Origin of the sequence: Chryseobacterium sp. LJ668, assembly GCF_019613955.1 — a bacterium.
Lineage (GTDB): Bacteria > Bacteroidota > Bacteroidia > Flavobacteriales > Weeksellaceae > Chryseobacterium.
Map to the genome: position 1 here is coordinate 2,415,931 of NZ_CP080443.1, position 17,642 is coordinate 2,433,572.

At 34.4% G+C, this 17,642-nt stretch carries 16 protein-coding genes and 1 pseudogene; 7 read left to right on the top strand and 10 right to left on the bottom strand.

Annotated elements, in window-relative coordinates; translation table 11 throughout:
- Positions 1–165 precede the first annotated feature (165 nt).
- Positions 166–804 (top strand): annotated as a pseudogene (gene msrA / locus K0U91_RS11345) (peptide-methionine (S)-S-oxide reductase MsrA); the annotation flags it as partial.
- A 41-nt stretch (positions 805–845) separates the two neighbouring features.
- Here the strand turns inward: msrA and K0U91_RS11350 are convergent.
- From K0U91_RS11350 to K0U91_RS11360, 3 genes are all read right to left on the bottom strand, one after another.
- Positions 846–1,481, bottom strand: coding sequence for a hypothetical protein (locus K0U91_RS11350; protein ID WP_219969548.1), 636 nt, complete (start codon positions 1,479–1,481; stop codon positions 846–848).
- An 81-nt stretch (positions 1,482–1,562) separates the two neighbouring features.
- Positions 1,563–2,411, bottom strand: coding sequence for an ABC transporter permease (locus tag K0U91_RS11355; RefSeq protein ID WP_219969547.1), 849 nt, complete (start codon positions 2,409–2,411; stop codon positions 1,563–1,565).
- Between the two features lie 2 nt (positions 2,412–2,413).
- Positions 2,414–3,316, bottom strand: a complete 903-nt coding sequence (locus tag K0U91_RS11360) for an ABC transporter ATP-binding protein (RefSeq protein ID WP_219969546.1) — start codon at positions 3,314–3,316, stop codon at positions 2,414–2,416.
- A 234-nt stretch (positions 3,317–3,550) separates the two neighbouring features.
- Between K0U91_RS11360 and K0U91_RS11365 the strand changes: the two genes are divergently transcribed.
- The 4 genes from K0U91_RS11365 to K0U91_RS11380 all read left to right on the top strand — a co-directional run bounded on the left by K0U91_RS11365 (position 3,551) and on the right by K0U91_RS11380 (position 7,467).
- A complete protein-coding gene (locus K0U91_RS11365; RefSeq protein ID WP_220179710.1) occupies positions 3,551–4,906 on the top strand; it encodes an AAA family ATPase in 1,356 nt (451 codons plus the stop codon).
- Positions 4,907–5,139: 233 nt separating this feature from the next.
- Entirely contained in the window at positions 5,140–5,469 is a 330-nt protein-coding gene (locus K0U91_RS11370; RefSeq protein WP_220179711.1) for a hypothetical protein, read from the top strand.
- An 81-nt stretch (positions 5,470–5,550) separates the two neighbouring features.
- Positions 5,551–6,663 (top strand): peptide chain release factor 2, encoded by a 1,113-nt coding sequence (prfB, locus tag K0U91_RS11375; RefSeq protein ID WP_220179712.1) that lies wholly within the window; start codon positions 5,551–5,553, stop codon positions 6,661–6,663.
- Between the two features lie 87 nt (positions 6,664–6,750).
- The gene (locus K0U91_RS11380; RefSeq protein WP_219969542.1) at positions 6,751–7,467 is read left to right on the top strand and encodes a DedA family protein; all 717 of its coding nucleotides are present in this window, start codon (positions 6,751–6,753) and stop codon (positions 7,465–7,467) included.
- 42 nt (positions 7,468–7,509) lie between these two features.
- Here the strand turns inward: K0U91_RS11380 and K0U91_RS11385 are convergent, their stop codons facing one another.
- Positions 7,510–8,370, bottom strand: coding sequence for an alpha/beta hydrolase (locus K0U91_RS11385; RefSeq protein ID WP_220179713.1), 861 nt, complete (start codon positions 8,368–8,370; stop codon positions 7,510–7,512).
- 304 nt (positions 8,371–8,674) lie between these two features.
- On the opposite strand from K0U91_RS11385, the gene K0U91_RS11390 reads away from it, so the two are divergent.
- A complete protein-coding gene (locus tag K0U91_RS11390; protein WP_219969540.1) occupies positions 8,675–9,580 on the top strand; it encodes a DUF808 family protein in 906 nt (301 codons plus the stop codon).
- 125 nt (positions 9,581–9,705) lie between these two features.
- Positions 9,706–10,623, top strand: a complete 918-nt coding sequence (locus tag K0U91_RS11395) for an acyltransferase family protein (RefSeq protein ID WP_220179714.1) — start codon at positions 9,706–9,708, stop codon at positions 10,621–10,623.
- A gap of 145 nt (positions 10,624–10,768) precedes the next feature.
- On the opposite strand, the gene K0U91_RS11400 is transcribed toward K0U91_RS11395, so the two are convergent.
- From K0U91_RS11400 to proS, 6 genes are all read right to left on the bottom strand, one after another.
- Positions 10,769–11,119 carry a prevent-host-death protein gene (locus K0U91_RS11400; protein WP_219969538.1) on the bottom strand — a complete coding sequence of 117 codons (351 nt, stop codon included), beginning with the start codon at positions 11,117–11,119 and terminating at the stop codon, positions 10,769–10,771.
- 99 nt (positions 11,120–11,218) lie between these two features.
- Entirely contained in the window at positions 11,219–12,337 is a 1,119-nt protein-coding gene (dnaJ, locus tag K0U91_RS11405) for a molecular chaperone DnaJ (RefSeq protein ID WP_220179715.1), read from the bottom strand.
- A 65-nt stretch (positions 12,338–12,402) separates the two neighbouring features.
- Positions 12,403–12,939, bottom strand: a complete 537-nt coding sequence (locus K0U91_RS11410) for a nucleotide exchange factor GrpE (protein WP_219969536.1) — start codon at positions 12,937–12,939, stop codon at positions 12,403–12,405.
- Positions 12,940–13,178: 239 nt separating this feature from the next.
- The gene (locus tag K0U91_RS11415; RefSeq protein ID WP_220179716.1) at positions 13,179–14,513 is read right to left on the bottom strand and encodes an Nramp family divalent metal transporter; all 1,335 of its coding nucleotides are present in this window, start codon (positions 14,511–14,513) and stop codon (positions 13,179–13,181) included.
- A 109-nt stretch (positions 14,514–14,622) separates the two neighbouring features.
- Entirely contained in the window at positions 14,623–15,921 is a 1,299-nt protein-coding gene (locus tag K0U91_RS16280; protein ID WP_258561868.1) for an OmpA family protein, read from the bottom strand.
- A 126-nt stretch (positions 15,922–16,047) separates the two neighbouring features.
- Positions 16,048–17,523: a proline--tRNA ligase gene (gene proS, locus K0U91_RS11430; protein WP_220179717.1), complete on the bottom strand. Its 1,476-nt coding sequence runs from the start codon at positions 17,521–17,523 to the stop codon at positions 16,048–16,050.
- Positions 17,524–17,642: the final 119 nt, after the last annotated feature.

Sequence of the window (17,642 nt, forward strand, 5' to 3'; positions counted from 1 at the left end):
AACCTTTTAAAACAAACCATTTTTTACTTTTTTTCGTATATGATATCAAAGAAATTATTAAATGAAGATTCACAAAGATTCAATTTAATTTTAGCGTGAAATTTGCATCTAATAAAAGTGTTCTAAAAATTACATCAACAAATGATTAAGCATAACAAACAAAAAATGAAAAATATACTGATATTGTTCGGATTATTTCTGGGAATAGCTGTCTTTGCAGCAAGTTGTGGAGATGCCGGCAAAATTAAGCCAAGAGAAACTGAAAATAAAAATGAAAAAATTATGGAAGCAGGAAATGTAAAAGAAATTTATTTTGCAGGCGGATGTTTCTGGGGAACAGAACATCTTTTTCAACAAGTAAGAGGCGTTGTAGGAACTGAAGTAGGCTATGCCAATGGGAAAACCAAAAATCCAACTTACGAAGAAGTGACAAGTCATACAACAGGTTTTACGGAGGCGGTGAAAGTGAAGTATGATGCAGATGAGGTAGATCTGAAACTGCTGATTGAACTTTATTTTAAATCAATAGACCCTACTACTTTAAACAGACAGGGAAATGATGTCGGAGATAATTATCGCAGCGGAATTTATTTTACGGATAAAAGTACTGAAGCAATTGTGAAAAATGAAGTTGAAGAATTGTCAAAAAACTATTCTAAACCTGTTGTTGTAGAAGTTGAAACACTGAAGAATTTCTACCGAGCTGAAGATTATCACCAAGATTATCTGAACGCAAATCCGGGTGGATACTGTCACATTGAACCTGGACTTTTTGAAGAAGCCAGAAAAGCAAACCCGCCAAAAGCGAAGAAATAAAATTGAAAAGTTGTCGAAAGGCAACTTTTTTAGTTTAAAAACCTTTCTTTAATGCTGAACATGGAAATGTTCATGAAGATTAAGAAGCTGAAGATTAAATAGAAAGTTTCTTTGGGAAGTTGTTTTAGGAAAAATTGGAAATCTTCGAATACTGTTGGCTTATATTCATTACGAATCACATCGTAACAAAGTAAGCAATCATATGCAAATTCTTCCGTATTTGAGTCTTTATAATAATGAACAACAAAAAAATGACCGGTCTTTTCTAAGTCAATACCATAATGTTCTTGTTTGGAAATATGCATATCATTAATTAAAGAAATAAAATCATCGTAAGAATTTTCTTTATTTAAAATGAATTCAATTCCTGATTCTTTTTTGTTATCTCGCTGTAGTTTTTTAATTTCTGAAATGTACAATTTAGAATTTTGACGAGCTTCATTGGGTTTTACTTCTATTTTTTGATAGTTCCAATTTCTTATTTGTTCAAGAGTATTTTGTCTGTCAATCGGGATTTTAGGATCATATTTTGCCGGAATTCCAAAATCCATAATGTTGTAAATAGGCTCATTTAGTTTTCGATTCCCCAAATACCAAAACAAAACAGGAATCAATAATGCACTTATCAACCCGGGAACATAGTATATTTTCTTTCCTGAAATCATTGGTTTAAATTTAAATAAAAAAAGTGACTCAATAATGAATCACTTTCGTATCTGAATAATTTATATCTGATAATTATAAAATTACCAATCTCTTTTCTTTAAAATCCAGTATGAACCGATAATGAAGATTGCACACCAACCAAGGCAAGCAATTAAGCTTTCTGTAGGGTAGGTAAATTCATATTTCAGACCAATGAATTTTGCTGTATTTAGCCTAACTAAAGGATTAGGGATTAGATTAGACATACTTTCCAGTGGGAATAATTTAGAAAAGAAAAAATCATTTTGAAGTACATTCTCCATTTGTTCTTTTGTTGTAAGTCCGGATAATTTTAAACGAACTTCAGTAATCCCAATAATAAATTCGGCAAACCAAAGTACAAATAAGGCAAGAAATACAAATATTGATTTTCTTAACAAAATTGAAAGGAACATTAAAAAGCAGAAAAAACTAAAAAGTTTTAAAAAATAATTTCCTATAAAAAATATTTCAGCATAAATTTTCGCAGATTCTGTTGTCGTTGAATATTTATATCCTAAAAACATTGTTATACCAAAAACTACAATTGTAGAAATAATAGTAAACAAAGTAATTGTTATCAGTTTTGAACCAATGAAATTTTCTCTACTTAAACCATCAATTGTATTTTGTTTAAACATTCGGTTGGTAAATTCCTGACAAATTGAAAACACAATAATCAATCCCAAGAAAATTTTTAGAGCCCCAACGATATATGTTGTAAAATTCCAGATTTCAGGAAAGTTGTAGATACCTTCTTCTTTTAAATTGATTGTCTTTCCAAATAAATCAAAGCTAACCAAACCAATGAAAAGGAATAGTGTTATTATACCAAAATATAAGATGGTGAAAACTTTAAACGGTCTGTAATTCAGGTTTTTGTAATATTCGAGTTTTAATAATTTCAACATGATTAATGAGTGTTTTTTACAAGTTCAAGGAATTGAGTTTCAAGCGATTGTTTTTTCTTGGCCAGATGAGACAGGAAGATTCCTTTCTCTGCCAGTTTCTGGTTTAAACTCGATGCAGAAATCGATGCGTCATCACGGATCTGGGCTTTAACGATCTCGCCATCAATTTTTACCGAAGTAAACCACTGCAGCTCTTCCAAAGCAGTTAAAAGCACTGTATTATTATCCGCTTTTAATTCAAAAAATCCTGTGTTGGTCGTCATTCCGTCTACACTTCCAGAATAAATTGAGTTTCCTTCCTTTAAAACGATGACATGGCTGCAGATTTTTTCTATTTCATCTAATAAGTGGCTTGCGATGATGATGGTAATACCCTGTTTTGCAATCGACCCGATAATTTCTCTGATCTGGATAATTCCTTCAGGATCCAAACCGTTCGTTGGTTCATCTAAAATTAAAACTTCAGGATTATTCAGTAATGATGAGGCAATCGCCAGACGCTGCTTCATCCCTAAAGAAAAAGTTTTAAAAGGATCTTTTTTTCGTTCTAAAAGACCGACAATACCCAAGACTTCATCAATTCTTGTATAAGGAGTTCCTTTGATTTCTGCAACAATTTTTAGATTGGTTTCTGCACTTAAATAAGGATAAAAGTTAGGCTGCTCAATGATTGCCCCGATTTTTTTAAGCGTTTCAGAATCGGTTCCCTTTTTCCCAAACCAGAACCAGTCACCATTTGTAGGATTGATAGTTGAGAGAAGCATTCCGAAAGTAGTAGATTTTCCGCTTCCGTTGGGACCAAGAAGTCCATATACATTGCCTCTTTCCACATCAAAGGAAATATTATTGACAACGACTCTTTTAAATTTTTTAGTCAGGTTTTTGACAGATAACACTTTTTCCATGTAATTTGATTGTATATGCAATAGGTTTCTCTTTTTCGTGAAATGTTACAAGGTTGGATGAATTTTGCTTAAAATTTACTGCATTATGGATGATGGAGGTTTGTTTGGGTTCATGAACGATAAATTATTTCAAAAAAAATTTTTAGTACAAAGCTTTATATAATTAAATACCCTCATCAACAGCCAACACCCCTCTTCTGAAAATTTTCATTAAATTTGAATCAAAGATGATTTATGAAGCTAACAGAATTGGCTAAAGAGCTCGCTATATCGGCAGAAAGTATTAAGTATTTTATTCAGGATTTTGATCTTGATTTAAGTGACTGTATTTCAACAAATTTTGAGGTGAAGAAAGATTTTGAGAAATTTGCCCGCGAAAACGCAGATTTTCTGAGAGATTATGAAAAAGATTTAGAAAAAAATAAAACGGTCGATCAAATAGCAAAAACCATCAACCAGCCCAAAGAAAAAATAGAAAAAGCAATTAAAGAGAAAGACCAGAATATTTTTGATAACGGTTTTTTCCGCTCATCAATTTCCAGCTTTGGGATTGACCAGAAACTCGGGGGCAATTATCAGTTTGTCTATGATTACTTTGGATATAAAACAAGCCTCCAAAAGCGAGATTTTATTGGGTACAGAGATTTATTTTTCTATATATCTACAGCTTTGGAGCCTTTTTTAAATGAAAGCCAGCTAAAAGACTGGGGAATTCATAAGCCTGCAGGAATTATTTTGTATGGTCCTCCCGGCAGCGGAAAGATATTCTGGGCAAACAAAATTGCCGAAATCATCAATTACCATTTTAAAGAAGTAAAAAAACATTATCTGGGTACCTCATTCGTTGATGGCAACAAAACTGATTTTAACGATTTTCTTGTTACTATGATGAACGAAGATAAAGTTTTGCTTTTTCTGGATGATTTTGATGAAATTATGACCGAAAGAAATGCAGAGAAGGATGTAGCCTCATGCAATCTCGAAACGCAGGAAATTATTCTTCATTATATCAGCAAATTTGAGAAAGAAGATCTTGTGATGATAGGTTCTGCAAAATCTGTTTCTGAGATTGACAAAGAAATTCTCGCTCCGGGAAGATTTGATGTTTTGGTTCCCGTTTTTCCTCCAAATGCAGCTGAAAGGTCTGAAATCATTTTATATATGATGACCAAAGGCCTTGAAGAAGATTCTCTTCTATATAAAATTCTTAAAAATAATAAGGCTGATAAAATTCCGTTCTGGAATGCAATTGCTTCAAAAATGAAAGTCTTCAGCAATACGATGCTGATCGATTTCACCCAAAGTTTAAAGAAAAGGCTAAAAAATCTGTATCGTAAAAACAGAAACGAAAAACTGTTAATTGATCAGAAAGTATTAGATGCTGCTTTGAGGGATGCTGCAAGTAAACTTACCGAAGAATATCTTGAGCAGATTGCCCGGTTTTTGGCTGACGCTATTACCAATAATATAGACGATTTTCAAGTAAGAATCAAAAATTTAAAAACTGAACTGGAAACTTACCGGGTAGTCGAGACACCGAGACAATTAATTGGTTTTCAGCATAATGAAGACGATAATAGTGAGGCTTGATATTTTTAAATTTCTATATATAAACAAATGAAATTAAGATACTTATTATTTATTTATGTATTCAATTTTTCCTGTTCGTCTCATAAAAACAATCCCGAGAAATTAAATTCAAATTTTCAAAATATGAGCTTGCCTACAAAACTTTAGCAGGAAAAGAAAATAAACTACAACCTTTTTTAAAAGATTATAATTCTGACGCTTCCGGTATTAAAATAATTCCAAAGGTTTTTATTTTGAAAAAATACTCTATTTATGGAAGTGAATACTTTACCATCGAAAATTCCTATCACCAAACTGAAATTGTAAAACTTTCTAAAAAATACTCAAAATCGAACTGGAGAAAAGACAGTGATCAAAGAGTTTTAAAACCTGAAGATGTTAAACATTTTCATGGACCCTTAAAATATATTTATTTTTCGGAAGTTAAAAAGGATTCTTTACGCGCTGATATTTTAGAAAATCCATTTGCAAAATATTCGATGACGAAAGGTGAACATTATTTGATTGTTTTTGAAAATAATGCCATTAAATCAGTTCAGAAAACGACAGGATATTACGATTAAGCAGTTGATAATTTTAATCAACAATTCCTGATCCATGATTAGTGATTTTATCCGTAAATTTACACCTCAAATTTTACAATTTTGATCAACAACGACCAGATAAAAGAAATTCAATCCAGGATTACAGACCTTCACAAATATCTTCAAATCGATAAAAAGAAGATAGAAATTGCCAATGATGATGAAAAAACTGCCGCGCCTGAATTTTGGGATAACCCTAAAGCTGCTGAGGTTTTTTTGAAGCAGCTCCGTTCAAAAAAAAGGTGGGTAGAAGATTATGAAGAAATAAATACTCAGTTTGAAGACCTTCAGGTTTTATTGGAATTTGCTAAAGAAGATCCTGATTCTGAAAAAGAACTCGATGAAAGCTTTCCTATTCTGATGGAGAAAATAGAAAATATCGAGTTCAAAAATATGCTCTCCAATGAAGGTGATGAGCTTTCTGCAGTCATTCAGATTACAGCAGGAGCGGGCGGAACTGAAAGTTGTGACTGGGCAGCAATGCTGATGAGAATGTATACGATGTGGGCAGAAAAGCAGAATTATAAAATAAAAGAACTCAATTATCAGGAAGGGGAAGTTGCCGGTGTGAAAACTGTGACGCTTGAAATCGACGGGGAATATGCGTTCGGCTACTTGAAGGGTGAAAATGGTGTTCACAGATTGGTGAGGATATCACCGTTTGATTCTAATGCAAAGCGCCATACGAGTTTCGTTTCGGTGTATGTGTATCCTTTGGTTGACGATACGATTGAAATTAATATTAATCCTGCCGATATTTCATTTGAAACCATGCGAAGTTCTGGTGCGGGCGGGCAAAACGTAAATAAGGTAGAAACTGCGGTTCGTCTGCGACACGCTCCTACCGGAATCATCATTGAAAACTCCGAATCACGCTCGCAGCTTCAGAATAAAGAAAAAGCAATGCAGCTATTAAAATCCAGATTGTACGAAATGGAACTGGAAGAAAGACTGAAAGCCCGTACCGAAATCGAAGCCGGTAAAATGAAAATCGAGTGGGGAAGCCAGATCAGAAACTATGTAATGCATCCGTATAAATTGGTAAAAGATGTACGTTCCGGCCATGAGACTTCAGACGTTGATGCCGTAATGAATGGTAATCTTACTCCTTTTCTCAAAGCATTTTTGATGGCTGACGGAACGGCGGTTTCAGATGATGATTTAGATCTATAAAATATCATGTTTACATTTCTGTTAAAAAATCATAATATACTTTCGTCTGAGTTTTATTAAGCTTATTTTTGTTACTTATCATTATTTATGGAAGATTTCAATAGTTGGAGAGACTTATTAAACCCAGAATTTTATATAAAAATGGGTGGTTTTTGGCTGATATTATTTATCATTTTTGCCGAAACAGGTTTATTTGTAGGCTTCTTCCTTCCGGGAGATTCTCTGCTTTTTGTTTCGGGAATTTATGCAGTAGAAATCATTAAAGAAACTTTTGGATCTACAGGAAGCGAGCTTCTGGATACCACTATTTTGGCTTCGGCTGTTGCAGTGGCAGCAATTATAGGAAATCAGGTAGGGTATTGGTTTGGATATAAAACAGGACCTGCATTATACAAACGAAAAGATACTTTTTTGTTTAAAAAGAAATATCTTTATCAGGCACATGATTTTTTTGAAAAAAACGGAGCTTTAGCTATTATTATGGCGAGATTTTTACCTGTAGTAAGAACTTTTACCCCTATCATTGCAGGAATTGTAAAGATGGACAAAAAAGACTTTTTAAGAGACAATATCATCGGTGGTATATTATGGTCTTTTCTCCTGATTTTTGCAGGTCATTATCTGAATGAGCTGTTTGCAGTACAATTCGGGATAGATCTGAAGCAAAAATTAGAGTATATTATCATCGTAATTGTTTTGATCACCACTTTACCTGTTGTACTTAAATTTATGCTAGGAGCACCAAAAGAAAATCCAAAATTGGAAGATGAAACTCTAGATGATTTAATTGATAAAGAAAAATAAGATAACAATTTATAAAATATAATAGCCCGCTCTCTGAGCGGGTTATTTTTTTATCCAATCCAGAATATTGGGATAAATAATATTTTCTCTTTTCACCTTGCTGAAAAATCTGGGGGCATGACCGGTATTATCCATAAAAATAAATTTATGCGGAATATTCTTTGCTGTGAGTGCAGAATCTAAAGCCAACCCCTGTTTCTGATTCACTAAGAAATCCTGATTTCCCTGAAACAGGAGAGTAGGAACATTCGTAATATTGGCAATCGGACTGGCTTTTTGAAATTCTTCGGATAAATTTTTCCTGTCAAAACGAGTTCCTACCATTTTCTGAACCGTTCCTGAGGTGTATTTTGAGTAAAATGAATTGAGATATTCCGGGGAATAAAAATCTGTTGGGCCGCTTAAAGAAATGATTTTTTTGATTTTATCTGAATTTCTGTAGCCGTAAAGCAAAGCCAGATGTCCGCCTGCACTTTCGCCCAACAGAATATAATTGTTAGGGAGAAGTTCAGATTTTTCAGACAGAGAATTGAATTTTTCAATCACAGTATTGATATCGTCCAGCTGATCTTTGTAAGTAAAATGTTTGGAAACCAAACGGTAATTCATATTAATGCTCGGAATATTATTTGCATAAAGCATTTTTTGAATCTTAATCATGTGTTCCTTCCGTCCGTATTTCCAGGCGCCGCCGTGAATGATAAGGACAACAGGTGAATCCTGAGCATACTCTGCAGGCAGAAAAATATCCATTTTCTGTCGCTTGTGTTCGCCGTAATTTAAATTATAAATTTTCTGACTGTCTTTTCCCACCCAAACTCTGAATTTTGTATTACAAGAATTTAATACCAATCCTATCAATCCTAAAACAAAGAAATGGTAATTGAGAATCAGCTTTTTCATAGAGTAAAGGTATGAAGAATTTGATTTTGATTTGAAATGGATGATATGATTTTTATAGTCTGTTTAATTTATTTCTGTGTTAAATAATAAAATCAAGCAGACGAAGACATGACGAAGCGATGACGGACAAACCTTGGAAGAAGATTGAAATTTAAATTTTCTAAAATCGTCTGTTGTTTAATTTTTTGGATGTTAGCTACTAAAAATGGCTTAAACATTGCGTCATCTTTAAAGATGTAATTTGAAAATCAAATTAAAACATTATTTTTGTCGTGATTAACGACTATAAAAATATTAAAATACTATGGCTTCTGGTTTTTTTGCGATTTTAGATGATATCGCTGCTTTAATGGATGATGTTGCAGTTACAAGTAAAATTGCAACCCAAAAAACTGCAGGTATTTTGGGGGATGATCTGGCGGTGAACGCAGAAAAAGCCACAGGTTTTCTTTCCTCAAGGGAAATCCCTGTGCTGATGAAAATCATGAAAGGTTCTTTTATCAATAAGTTGATTATCGTTCCTTTTGTTTTCCTTCTTGAGTGGCTGTATTCACCGGCAATTAAGATTATTTTAGTTTTCGGTGGATTCTATTTAGCCTACGAAGGCATTGAAAAAATTGTTGAATTTTTATTTCACAGAGAAAAAGAAGGACACGAAGTAATCGAAGAATCTGATGATGTAATAAAAGAAGGTGAGGATACTGAGAAAGACAAAGTGAAATCTGCTGTTACTACTGATTTTATTTTATCTCTGGAAATTGTTATTATAGCATTGGCTGCTGCAAAAGATGGTTACCATGCTTTGAAATCAGAATTTAATCCGTTGCTTGTGGAAATTGTCACTGTTTCAGTGGTTTCGATTATCGCTACTGTTGGTGTTTATGGAATTGTAGCGTTAATTGTAAGGATGGATGACGCAGGCTTCAAATTGATAAAAAAAAGTAACGATAAAGGTTTTATTGGAAAATTAGGGCACTTACTTGTTAAAGCTCTTCCTTTTGTGATCAAATCTCTGGGAGTAATCGGTACAATCGCGTTGATTTTGGTTGCAGGCGGAATTTTTGATCATAACATTGATTATCTTCACCATATACTTTCGACGTGGCCCGAGACTCTAAAACAAGCTCTTTTTGGTATATTGGGAGGACTGATTGCTTTGGTTTTAATTACCGGAGGTAAGAAAATCTATACTTTAGCTACTAAAAAATAATTTCGTTTAAATATAAAAAAAACCTACTGCTTGATTTGATCGAAGCAGGATTTTTATTAAAAGTTAAAATTTTCATTTACTTTTGCAAAAATTGAAGCATCATTGTGCCTCGTTTTCGCAAAGTTATGGGTAGAAATTTAACCATTGATTTATTAAAAATTGTTTTGGCATTTTTTGTCGTATTTCTGCACATGAATTTTCTCAGAGATTCTCAGCCTTTTTTAAGTTATTTGCTGGTAAATGGATTGTTTAGAATTGCAGTGCCTGTTTTTTTAGTTATTACCGGGTTTTATTTCTTACATATCAATAGCCTGCAAAAGCTGAAGAAATGGCTTTTCAGAACGTTTTTGCTATATGCGATATGGATGGCCATTTATATTACGCATTGGAAAGATAACGGACAGATTTTACTGACTGTCATTTTTGGATACCATCATTTATGGTACCTGATCGGAACTTTTTTTTCGGGAATAATTCTTTATTTATTGAGAAGGAAAAGCTCTAAACTGCTGATTACTTTGGCTGTGTTTTTATTTTTCCTGGGATATGTAGTGCAGGTTTTGGGAAATCTCCATTATTTTGAAAGAGAACAGGATTTTGTACTTAATATGTATTTGATGTATCGCAATTTTCTTTTCGTATGTTTCCCTTTTTTGACGATTGGTTTTTTGATTAACAGACACGATTTTGATTTATCAAGATATAAAAATTCGTATTTATTAGTTATTTTATCTGTCTCTTGTGTAGTTGCAGAAGCGTTTTTCAATTATAGTAATATAAGCTCAGAAAGTGCAGATGTATTGTTTTCTTTACTTTTTGCCTGTCCTTTGGTGTTTTTATACTTCCAAAAAATATACATTAAAACAACTTCAAAGATTCTGGCTAACCTATCCACAGCAATTTATGTCGTACATCCGTTGATTATGAAATCTGATTTTTATGCAGATATCAAAACCTTTAAATTACTCATGTTTTTATCGGTTTTGATTCCGTTAAGTTTTGCGTTGGTGTATGTTAATAAGAAATTAAAATATTTGCTTTAGATATGATTATGCACTTAACGCATGATAACTCATGTTGAAATCCGTTTATCTGAAAGTTCTATGTGACTTTTATTTACGTAAACGATTGCACTAAATGATATAGAAATTAGAAATTTCCGATGCTATAAGGGAAATCGAGAGAATCTTAATTTAAATTATAGTTCAGAATTACCAGTCTTAAGATAAAATGTACAAAGTCTTGTTGTGCATCATTTCTGCTGATGAGTTTATTTTTATATTCGTAAGTACTGAAAACTTTCAGCAATCTCTTATAAGTTTCATAATCTTCGTCTTTGATCCGAATCTTTACATGCCCGTCTTTTCTTTTGATCAATTGATCATCTAAAGTTCTGACTTTGAATAGAACATCGCATGATTTTGGAACAAGACCATAATATCTCTCTACAATATTTACTTTGAATGCATCAAAAATAATTGTATTGAAAACAAGATTCCCATGAGAATCTGGTGTACGTAGTTGAAGTTGATAGTTCATTTTGAGTTGCTACCTTTAATAAGATATAAAATTAAATATAAAATTGGATTAAAGTGAAAAAAGAGACTTAAAAAAAGTCTCTATTACGTCACTAGTATGTTAGTTAAATAAATCTTTCACTTTATCGAAAAAAGTTTTTTCTTTTCCGGATGGCTCTGCAACCATTTCGCCGCTTGCCATTTGCTTTTCAAAGAAATCTTTCTGTTCCTTATTCAGAGTCTGAGGAGTCCAAACATTGATATGAATAAACATATCTCCCTTACCATAGCTGTCAATACTCGGCAAACCTTTCCCGGCAAGTCTCAGAATTTTTCCTGATTGCGTTCCCGGATCAACGGTGATCTTCACTTTTCCACCAACGGTAGGGATTTCTTTTTTAGTTCCTAAAGCAGCTTCTGCATAGGAAATATAAAGTTCCTGATGCAGATTATCACCTTCTCTCTTGATGGTTTTATCTACTTCTTCTTCTACAATAACCAACAAATCTCCCGGAATTCCTCCAAACGGAGCATCATTTCCTTTACCTCGAACATTCAGCTGAATACCGTCTCTGGCTCCTGCAGGAATATTTATAGAAATTTCTTCTTCATCTTTTATTAAACCCTGTGCATTTGCTCCGGCAGGAATTTTATCGGCAACTTTCCCGATTCCCTGACATGTTCCGCATGTAGTCTGCGTCTGCATCTGTCCGAACATGGTATTCATTACTTTCATCTGAACACCGGCACCGTTGCAGGTAGGGCACGTTTTTGAAGTGGCACCTTCTGCCATCTTCATTTTTTTTACTTTAAGAGTTTTTTGTGTTCCGTTGACCATCTCTTCAAGATTCAGCTTAATTCTGATTCTTAAATTAGAACCTTTTACCTGCTGACGGCCGCTGCCGCCGCCAAACCCTCCGAAACCGCCACCTCCGAAAATATCTCCGAACTGGCTGAAGATGTCTTCCATATTCATTCCGCCACCGAAACCGCCACCGCCATAACCGGCTGCACCGCCCATACCGGCGTGTCCGTACTGATCGTAACGAGCTTTCTTATTGTCGTCACTTAAGACTTCATATGCTTCTGCAGCTTCTTTAAATTTATCTTCAGCTTCTTTATCACCAGGATTTTTGTCCGGGTGATATTTGATTGCCATTTTTCGGTATGCTTTCTTTATTTCGTCGGCACTCGCAGATTTGCTGACCTCAAGAACCTCGTAATAATCTCTTTTTGACATATTTTTATAAGTAATAAGAATGGGTAATAAGCAATCATAGATTACTTATTACCCACTACTGATAATTAATTTCCTGTTACAACTTTTGCAAAACGAATCACTTTGTCACCCAAGGTATATCCTGTTTCGATAACATCTACTATCTTACCTTTCAGATCTTCGGAAGGAGAAGGAATTTGAGTGATAGCTTCGTGAAGATCTACATTGAAAGTGTCTCCAGCTCTTACCTCCATTATCTTTAAGCCTTTCTCTGTCAACTTACTTTTGAATTTCTGATATATTAATTCAACACCCTGAAGATCAGATGGATTTCCATTTTTAGCAATTTCTTTTAATGCTCTTTCAAAATCATCCAAAACGCCAAGCATAGAAACCATCATCTCCTGATTAGCGTAAGTAAAGAAGTCCATTTTCTCTTTTGAAGTTCTTTTTTTATAGTTTTCAAACTCTGCATACAGTCTTATGTAGCGGTCTTTCTCCTCTGCCAAAAGTTCTTCTGCAGTGGGTACTTCTGTCACATTTTCCTGTGTTGTTGTTTCCGTTTGAGGATTACTTTCGTCCTGATTATTGATATTTTCTTCGTTGATATCCTGATTTTCCATGTTTCAATAACTTTTATAAAACTTGTTAGTCAAAGATTTTGCCAAAGAAAAAATCAGGACATTTAGGCAGAAGAATTAAATGAAATTAAATTATAAAATTAAATAATGAAATTTCAGAACTCTTAATTTCCTTTAGTCTGCAATGGTTTTTTACAAACGTTTCGCTCCTACGGAGCTCACAATATCTGAATGGTGATCTGTGAATGCTAATTTCTTATAAAGACATTTTTTAATCAATTCTATTCTGAAAAAAATGTTTGAAACAGAAGATAAAGATTCAGAATAATAATAACAAGAGAAATAAGCCATACACATATTTTCAGAAAAGGCTTATTGGCAAATTCACCCATTTTCGCTTTGTCGTTGGTGAACATTACGAGAGGGACCACAGCAAAACTCAGCTGCATTGACAAGATGACCTGGCTCAAAACCAGCAAATCTGTTGTGCCTTGTTCACCATAGATGATTGTAACGATCAATGCCGGGATTACGGCAATCAATCGCGTAATTAGCCTTCTCAACCAAGGTTTTAATCTGATATTCAAAAACCCTTCCATTACGATCTGTCCGGCAAGCGTACCAGTCAGTGTGGAATTTTGCCCGGATGCTAAAAGGGCTATTGCAAAAGCAATACTTGCCATAGAAGCACCTAAAATTGGGGTCAACATTTTGTATGCATCATGAATATCTGCAACATGATCATTTCCTGTGGTATGAAAAGTTGCAGCAGCGAGAATTAAGATGGCGGCATTGATGAAAAATGCTAATAATAAAGAGACAGTACTGTCTATAGTGGCAAATTTTATCGCTTCTTTTTTTCCTTCCCGATCCCGTGTATAATCTCTTGTTTGTACAATACTGCTGTGCAGATATAGATTATGCGGCATTACGGTTGCTCCCAAAATTCCGATCCCGATATAAAGCATTGCAGGGTTGGTAATGATTTCTTTTTGAGGAACTAAACCTCCCAAAATAGCATTGATTTCAGGTTTTGAGATGATAATTTCGTATCCGAAACAGGCGAGAATGATAAATATTAACCCGCCAACAATACTTTCTATCCATCTGAAGCCTTTTGCCTGTAGTAACAAAATGATAAGGACATCAATTGTGGTTATGACAATTCCCCATGTCAGCGGAATTCCAAATAACAGATTTAAAGCGATTGCAGAGCCGATAACTTCAGCAAGATCACAGGCTGCAATGGCAATTTCACAGAAAATCCAGAGGATGAAATTGGTAGTAGGTTTAAAATGATCTCTACAAGCCTGCGCGAGATCTCTCTCTGCTACTACACCCAATTTTACTGATAGATGCTGCAGAATCATAGCAAAAATATTAGATATCAAAACTACCGATAGCAATGTATACCCGAATTGTGCTCCTCCTGCAATATCTGTTGCCCAGTTTCCGGGATCCATATAGCCTACGGCAACCATTAAGCCTGGTCCCGCAAATGCTAAATATTTTCGCCAAAAGCCTGAACCTTTGGGTACGGAAATCGAAGAAAATACTTCTGGTAATGAGTGGGTGGTTTTATCTTTTCGCCATGCGTTTTTCATACTGAGTTTCATTTGTTAGAAATGACTAACAAATTTAATTAAATAAATGAAATGAATGCCATATTGATAAAAAAATCCCGAAAAATATCTTTCGGGATTTAATTTTAATATAAGAAAAAAATTATTTTGCGAATCTAACTGACATTTTTCTGTCAATAGCTCTTTCTGAATCTGACGCACTTGCATCAACAGTCGCATACTTACTTCCGTAACCTTCAGACCCTAAAACCTGAGATTGTAAACCTTGTTTTGACAACCAGTCTTTAATATATGCTGCTCTTTCGGTTGAAAGTTTTACATTGGCAGCCTCATCTCCGGTTTTATCAGTGTATCCACCGATTTTGATTTTAGCATCTGGATACGCTTTTAAAATTGCAACTAAATTATCCAGCTGTCCCTGAGAACCGGCTTCCAATTCATTTGCGCTTCCCATTTTGAAATTTACATGGTCAAAATCATACCAGCCATCTTTTAAAGAAGCATCATCCGCTGCATTTTTGTAACCGTCAGATTTTAAGAAGGTAATCATCCTATCTTCCATTCCTCCTCTGTAACCTTTCAGCATTGTACCGTTAAGATCAATATCTTCATCAGTTCTTGCTGTTGTCATTGCTGTAGTGTCATTCTGCACCGCTGCAGTATCATTTATAGTACTTAAAGAATCGCCTGCAACACTGGTTGTAGTTGTTGTTTCCTTCTTTTCGCATTGTTTCCATAAGAAATATGATATAGCAATGAGTAATAACAATGGCAAAAGCCATTTCCAAATGGAACCACCGTCTGAAGTCGTTGTTGCTCTGTCTGGGAAAGTTCCGCCTTCTGCAGTACTCCTTGTCACTTCTATTTTAGGTTCTTCGTGAGTGGTCTGCTTGATGGTGTCGTTATCGTTATCAAACTTATACCCTTTATCCCAGTCTCCGATATTTAAAGATGCTAAAGAAAGACCAGTAGGTAATAATGTTGACACAACCCCTTTCTGATCATTCAATAAATTTGAAATTTCAGATTTGTCCAGATTATTGTCCGTAGCATATTTCCCTACAGAACCTATTGTTGCTCCTGTTACTAAGTTAAGCAATGTTGCTGAAGAATTATTGCTGATTCCGGCATAGGTTGCAATAGAATTAATCAAACCACCTAGTTTATCACCAAAAATAGATGTCAATAGATTAGATACCCAACTGTCATTGGCAGAAAATCCTAAGAGATTTCCCAAAACTCCCTGAGATGGAGCACTTGAGATAGCGTCTAAGATTGCCGGATTATCCGAATTGTTAGCCAATCCTCCTACTACTGCAGGTAACAGTCCTCCGATAGCTTTAGAAATACCGGATTCACTTTCGCCTAGTTGCATTGCGGCTTGAGTTACAAGTGCCGAACCAAGCTGTCCTTTAATTAAATCAATGATGTTTAATGACATAATAATTATTTTGAGATTAATGTTACATAAATTTAAACAAAAATCTATCCAAATACACATTTCAAAAAAAAATCTTCAAAAATCATATGAATTTTTGAAGATTTAGTAATATTATTATGTAAAATTTTAATATGCCTTAGCGTATAGAACTCTTCTTTTAGATGGTTTTCCGGATATCATCGAGACACCTTCTTCGATATCTTCATCCATAGGTATACATCTTATGGTAGCTTTGGTTTCTTCTTTGATCTGTGCCTCTTCCTCGTCACTACCATCCCAATGTGCATAGATAAAGCCCCCTTTTTCTTCTAAAACCTTTTTAAATTCTTCATAGGAGTCAACTTTTGTAATATTGTCTTTTCTAAAGTTTAAAGCTTTGGTATACATATCCTGCTGAATAGTTTTCAATAGATCTTCAATGTAAGAATCTAATCCTTCCAAAGGGCGTGTTTCTTTAGTAAGAGTATCTCTTCTTGCAATTTCAACAGATTTATTTTCTAAATCTCTTTGACCCATTGCGATTCTTAGAGGCACACCTTTTAATTCGTACTCAGCAAATTTCCATCCTGGTTTGTTTTGTGTATCATCATCAAACTTTACGGAAATTCCTTTTAATTTTAATTTATTCTGAATTTTCAAAGCAACCTCGCTGATCTGGTTTAATTGCTCTTCTCCTTTAAAGATAGGAACAATAACCACCTGGATTGGCGCTAGCGTAGGAGGTAATACCAATCCGAAATCATCAGAATGCGTCATAATTAAAGCGCCCATCAGACGGGTTGAGGTTCCCCACGAAGTTGCCCAAGCGTGTTCTATTTTTCCTTCTTTGTTGGTGAATTTTACATCAAAAGCCTTAGCGAAATTTTGTCCTAAAAAGTGAGAGGTTCCTGCTTGAAGAGCCTTACCATCCTGCATCAATGCTTCGATACAATATGTGTCATCTGCTCCAGCGAATCTTTCTGATGGAGTTTTTACACCCATTATTACCGGCATTGCCATGAATTTTTCGGCAAAATCTGCGTAAACATTATTCATTTTTTCTGCTTCTTCCAAAGCTTCATCTTTAGTAGCATGAGCAGTATGACCTTCTTGCCACAAAAATTCGGATGTTCTTAAAAATAAACGAGTTCTCATCTCCCATCGAACAACATTTGCCCATTGGTTAATTAAAATGGGTAAATCCCTGTAAGACTGAATCCAGCCTTTGTAGGTATTCCAGATAATCGCTTCGGAAGTAGGACGCACAATTAGCTCTTCCTCTAATTTTGCATCAGGATCTACCATCAGTTTGCCAGGATTGTCCGGATCATTTTTCAAACGGTAATGGGTAACAATAGCACATTCTTTGGCAAAACCTTCAGCATTTTTTTCTTCGGCCTCAAATAAACTTTTGGGAACAAACAGCGGGAAATAAGCATTTACGTGACCGGTTTCTTTGAATCTTTTGTCCATTTCATCACGCATTTTCTCCCAGATCGCATATCCATAAGGTTTTATAACCATAGATCCTCGTACTCCGGAGTTTTCAGCTAAATCTGCTTTTACGACCAATTCGTTATACCACTTGCTGTAATCTTCGCTTCTTGAGGTTAATTTTGCCATTATTTTTTTTATTTTTTTTAACTTTTCTATAGTATTGTAATCTAAAAATAAAAATCTATTTTTGATAGATCTCAAACCAATGTAAATTGGTATATTTTTGGTACAGATTGCAAATATAA

Coding starts and splice junctions, on each gene's coding strand:
- K0U91_RS11380 (WP_219969542.1), top strand. CDS start 6,751: ATGGAAGATTTCAATAGTTGGAGAGACTTATTAAACCCAGAATTTTAT.
- dnaJ (WP_220179715.1), bottom strand. CDS start 12,337: ATGTCAAAAAGAGATTATTACGAGGTTCTTGAGGTCAGCAAATCTGCG.
- K0U91_RS11395 (WP_220179714.1), top strand. CDS start 9,706: ATGGGTAGAAATTTAACCATTGATTTATTAAAAATTGTTTTGGCATTT.
- K0U91_RS11410 (WP_219969536.1), bottom strand. CDS start 12,939: ATGGAAAATCAGGATATCAACGAAGAAAATATCAATAATCAGGACGAA.
- K0U91_RS11355 (WP_219969547.1), bottom strand. CDS start 2,411: ATGTTGAAATTATTAAAACTCGAATATTACAAAAACCTGAATTACAGA.
- K0U91_RS11385 (WP_220179713.1), bottom strand. CDS start 8,370: ATGAAAAAGCTGATTCTCAATTACCATTTCTTTGTTTTAGGATTGATA.
- K0U91_RS11365 (WP_220179710.1), top strand. CDS start 3,551: ATGAAGCTAACAGAATTGGCTAAAGAGCTCGCTATATCGGCAGAAAGT.
- K0U91_RS11390 (WP_219969540.1), top strand. CDS start 8,675: ATGGCTTCTGGTTTTTTTGCGATTTTAGATGATATCGCTGCTTTAATG.
- K0U91_RS11350 (WP_219969548.1), bottom strand. CDS start 1,481: ATGATTTCAGGAAAGAAAATATACTATGTTCCCGGGTTGATAAGTGCA.
- K0U91_RS11360 (WP_219969546.1), bottom strand. CDS start 3,316: ATGGAAAAAGTGTTATCTGTCAAAAACCTGACTAAAAAATTTAAAAGA.
- K0U91_RS16280 (WP_258561868.1), bottom strand. CDS start 15,921: ATGTCATTAAACATCATTGATTTAATTAAAGGACAGCTTGGTTCGGCA.
- K0U91_RS11415 (WP_220179716.1), bottom strand. CDS start 14,513: ATGAAACTCAGTATGAAAAACGCATGGCGAAAAGATAAAACCACCCAC.
- K0U91_RS11400 (WP_219969538.1), bottom strand. CDS start 11,119: ATGAACTATCAACTTCAACTACGTACACCAGATTCTCATGGGAATCTT.
- proS (WP_220179717.1), bottom strand. CDS start 17,523: ATGGCAAAATTAACCTCAAGAAGCGAAGATTACAGCAAGTGGTATAAC.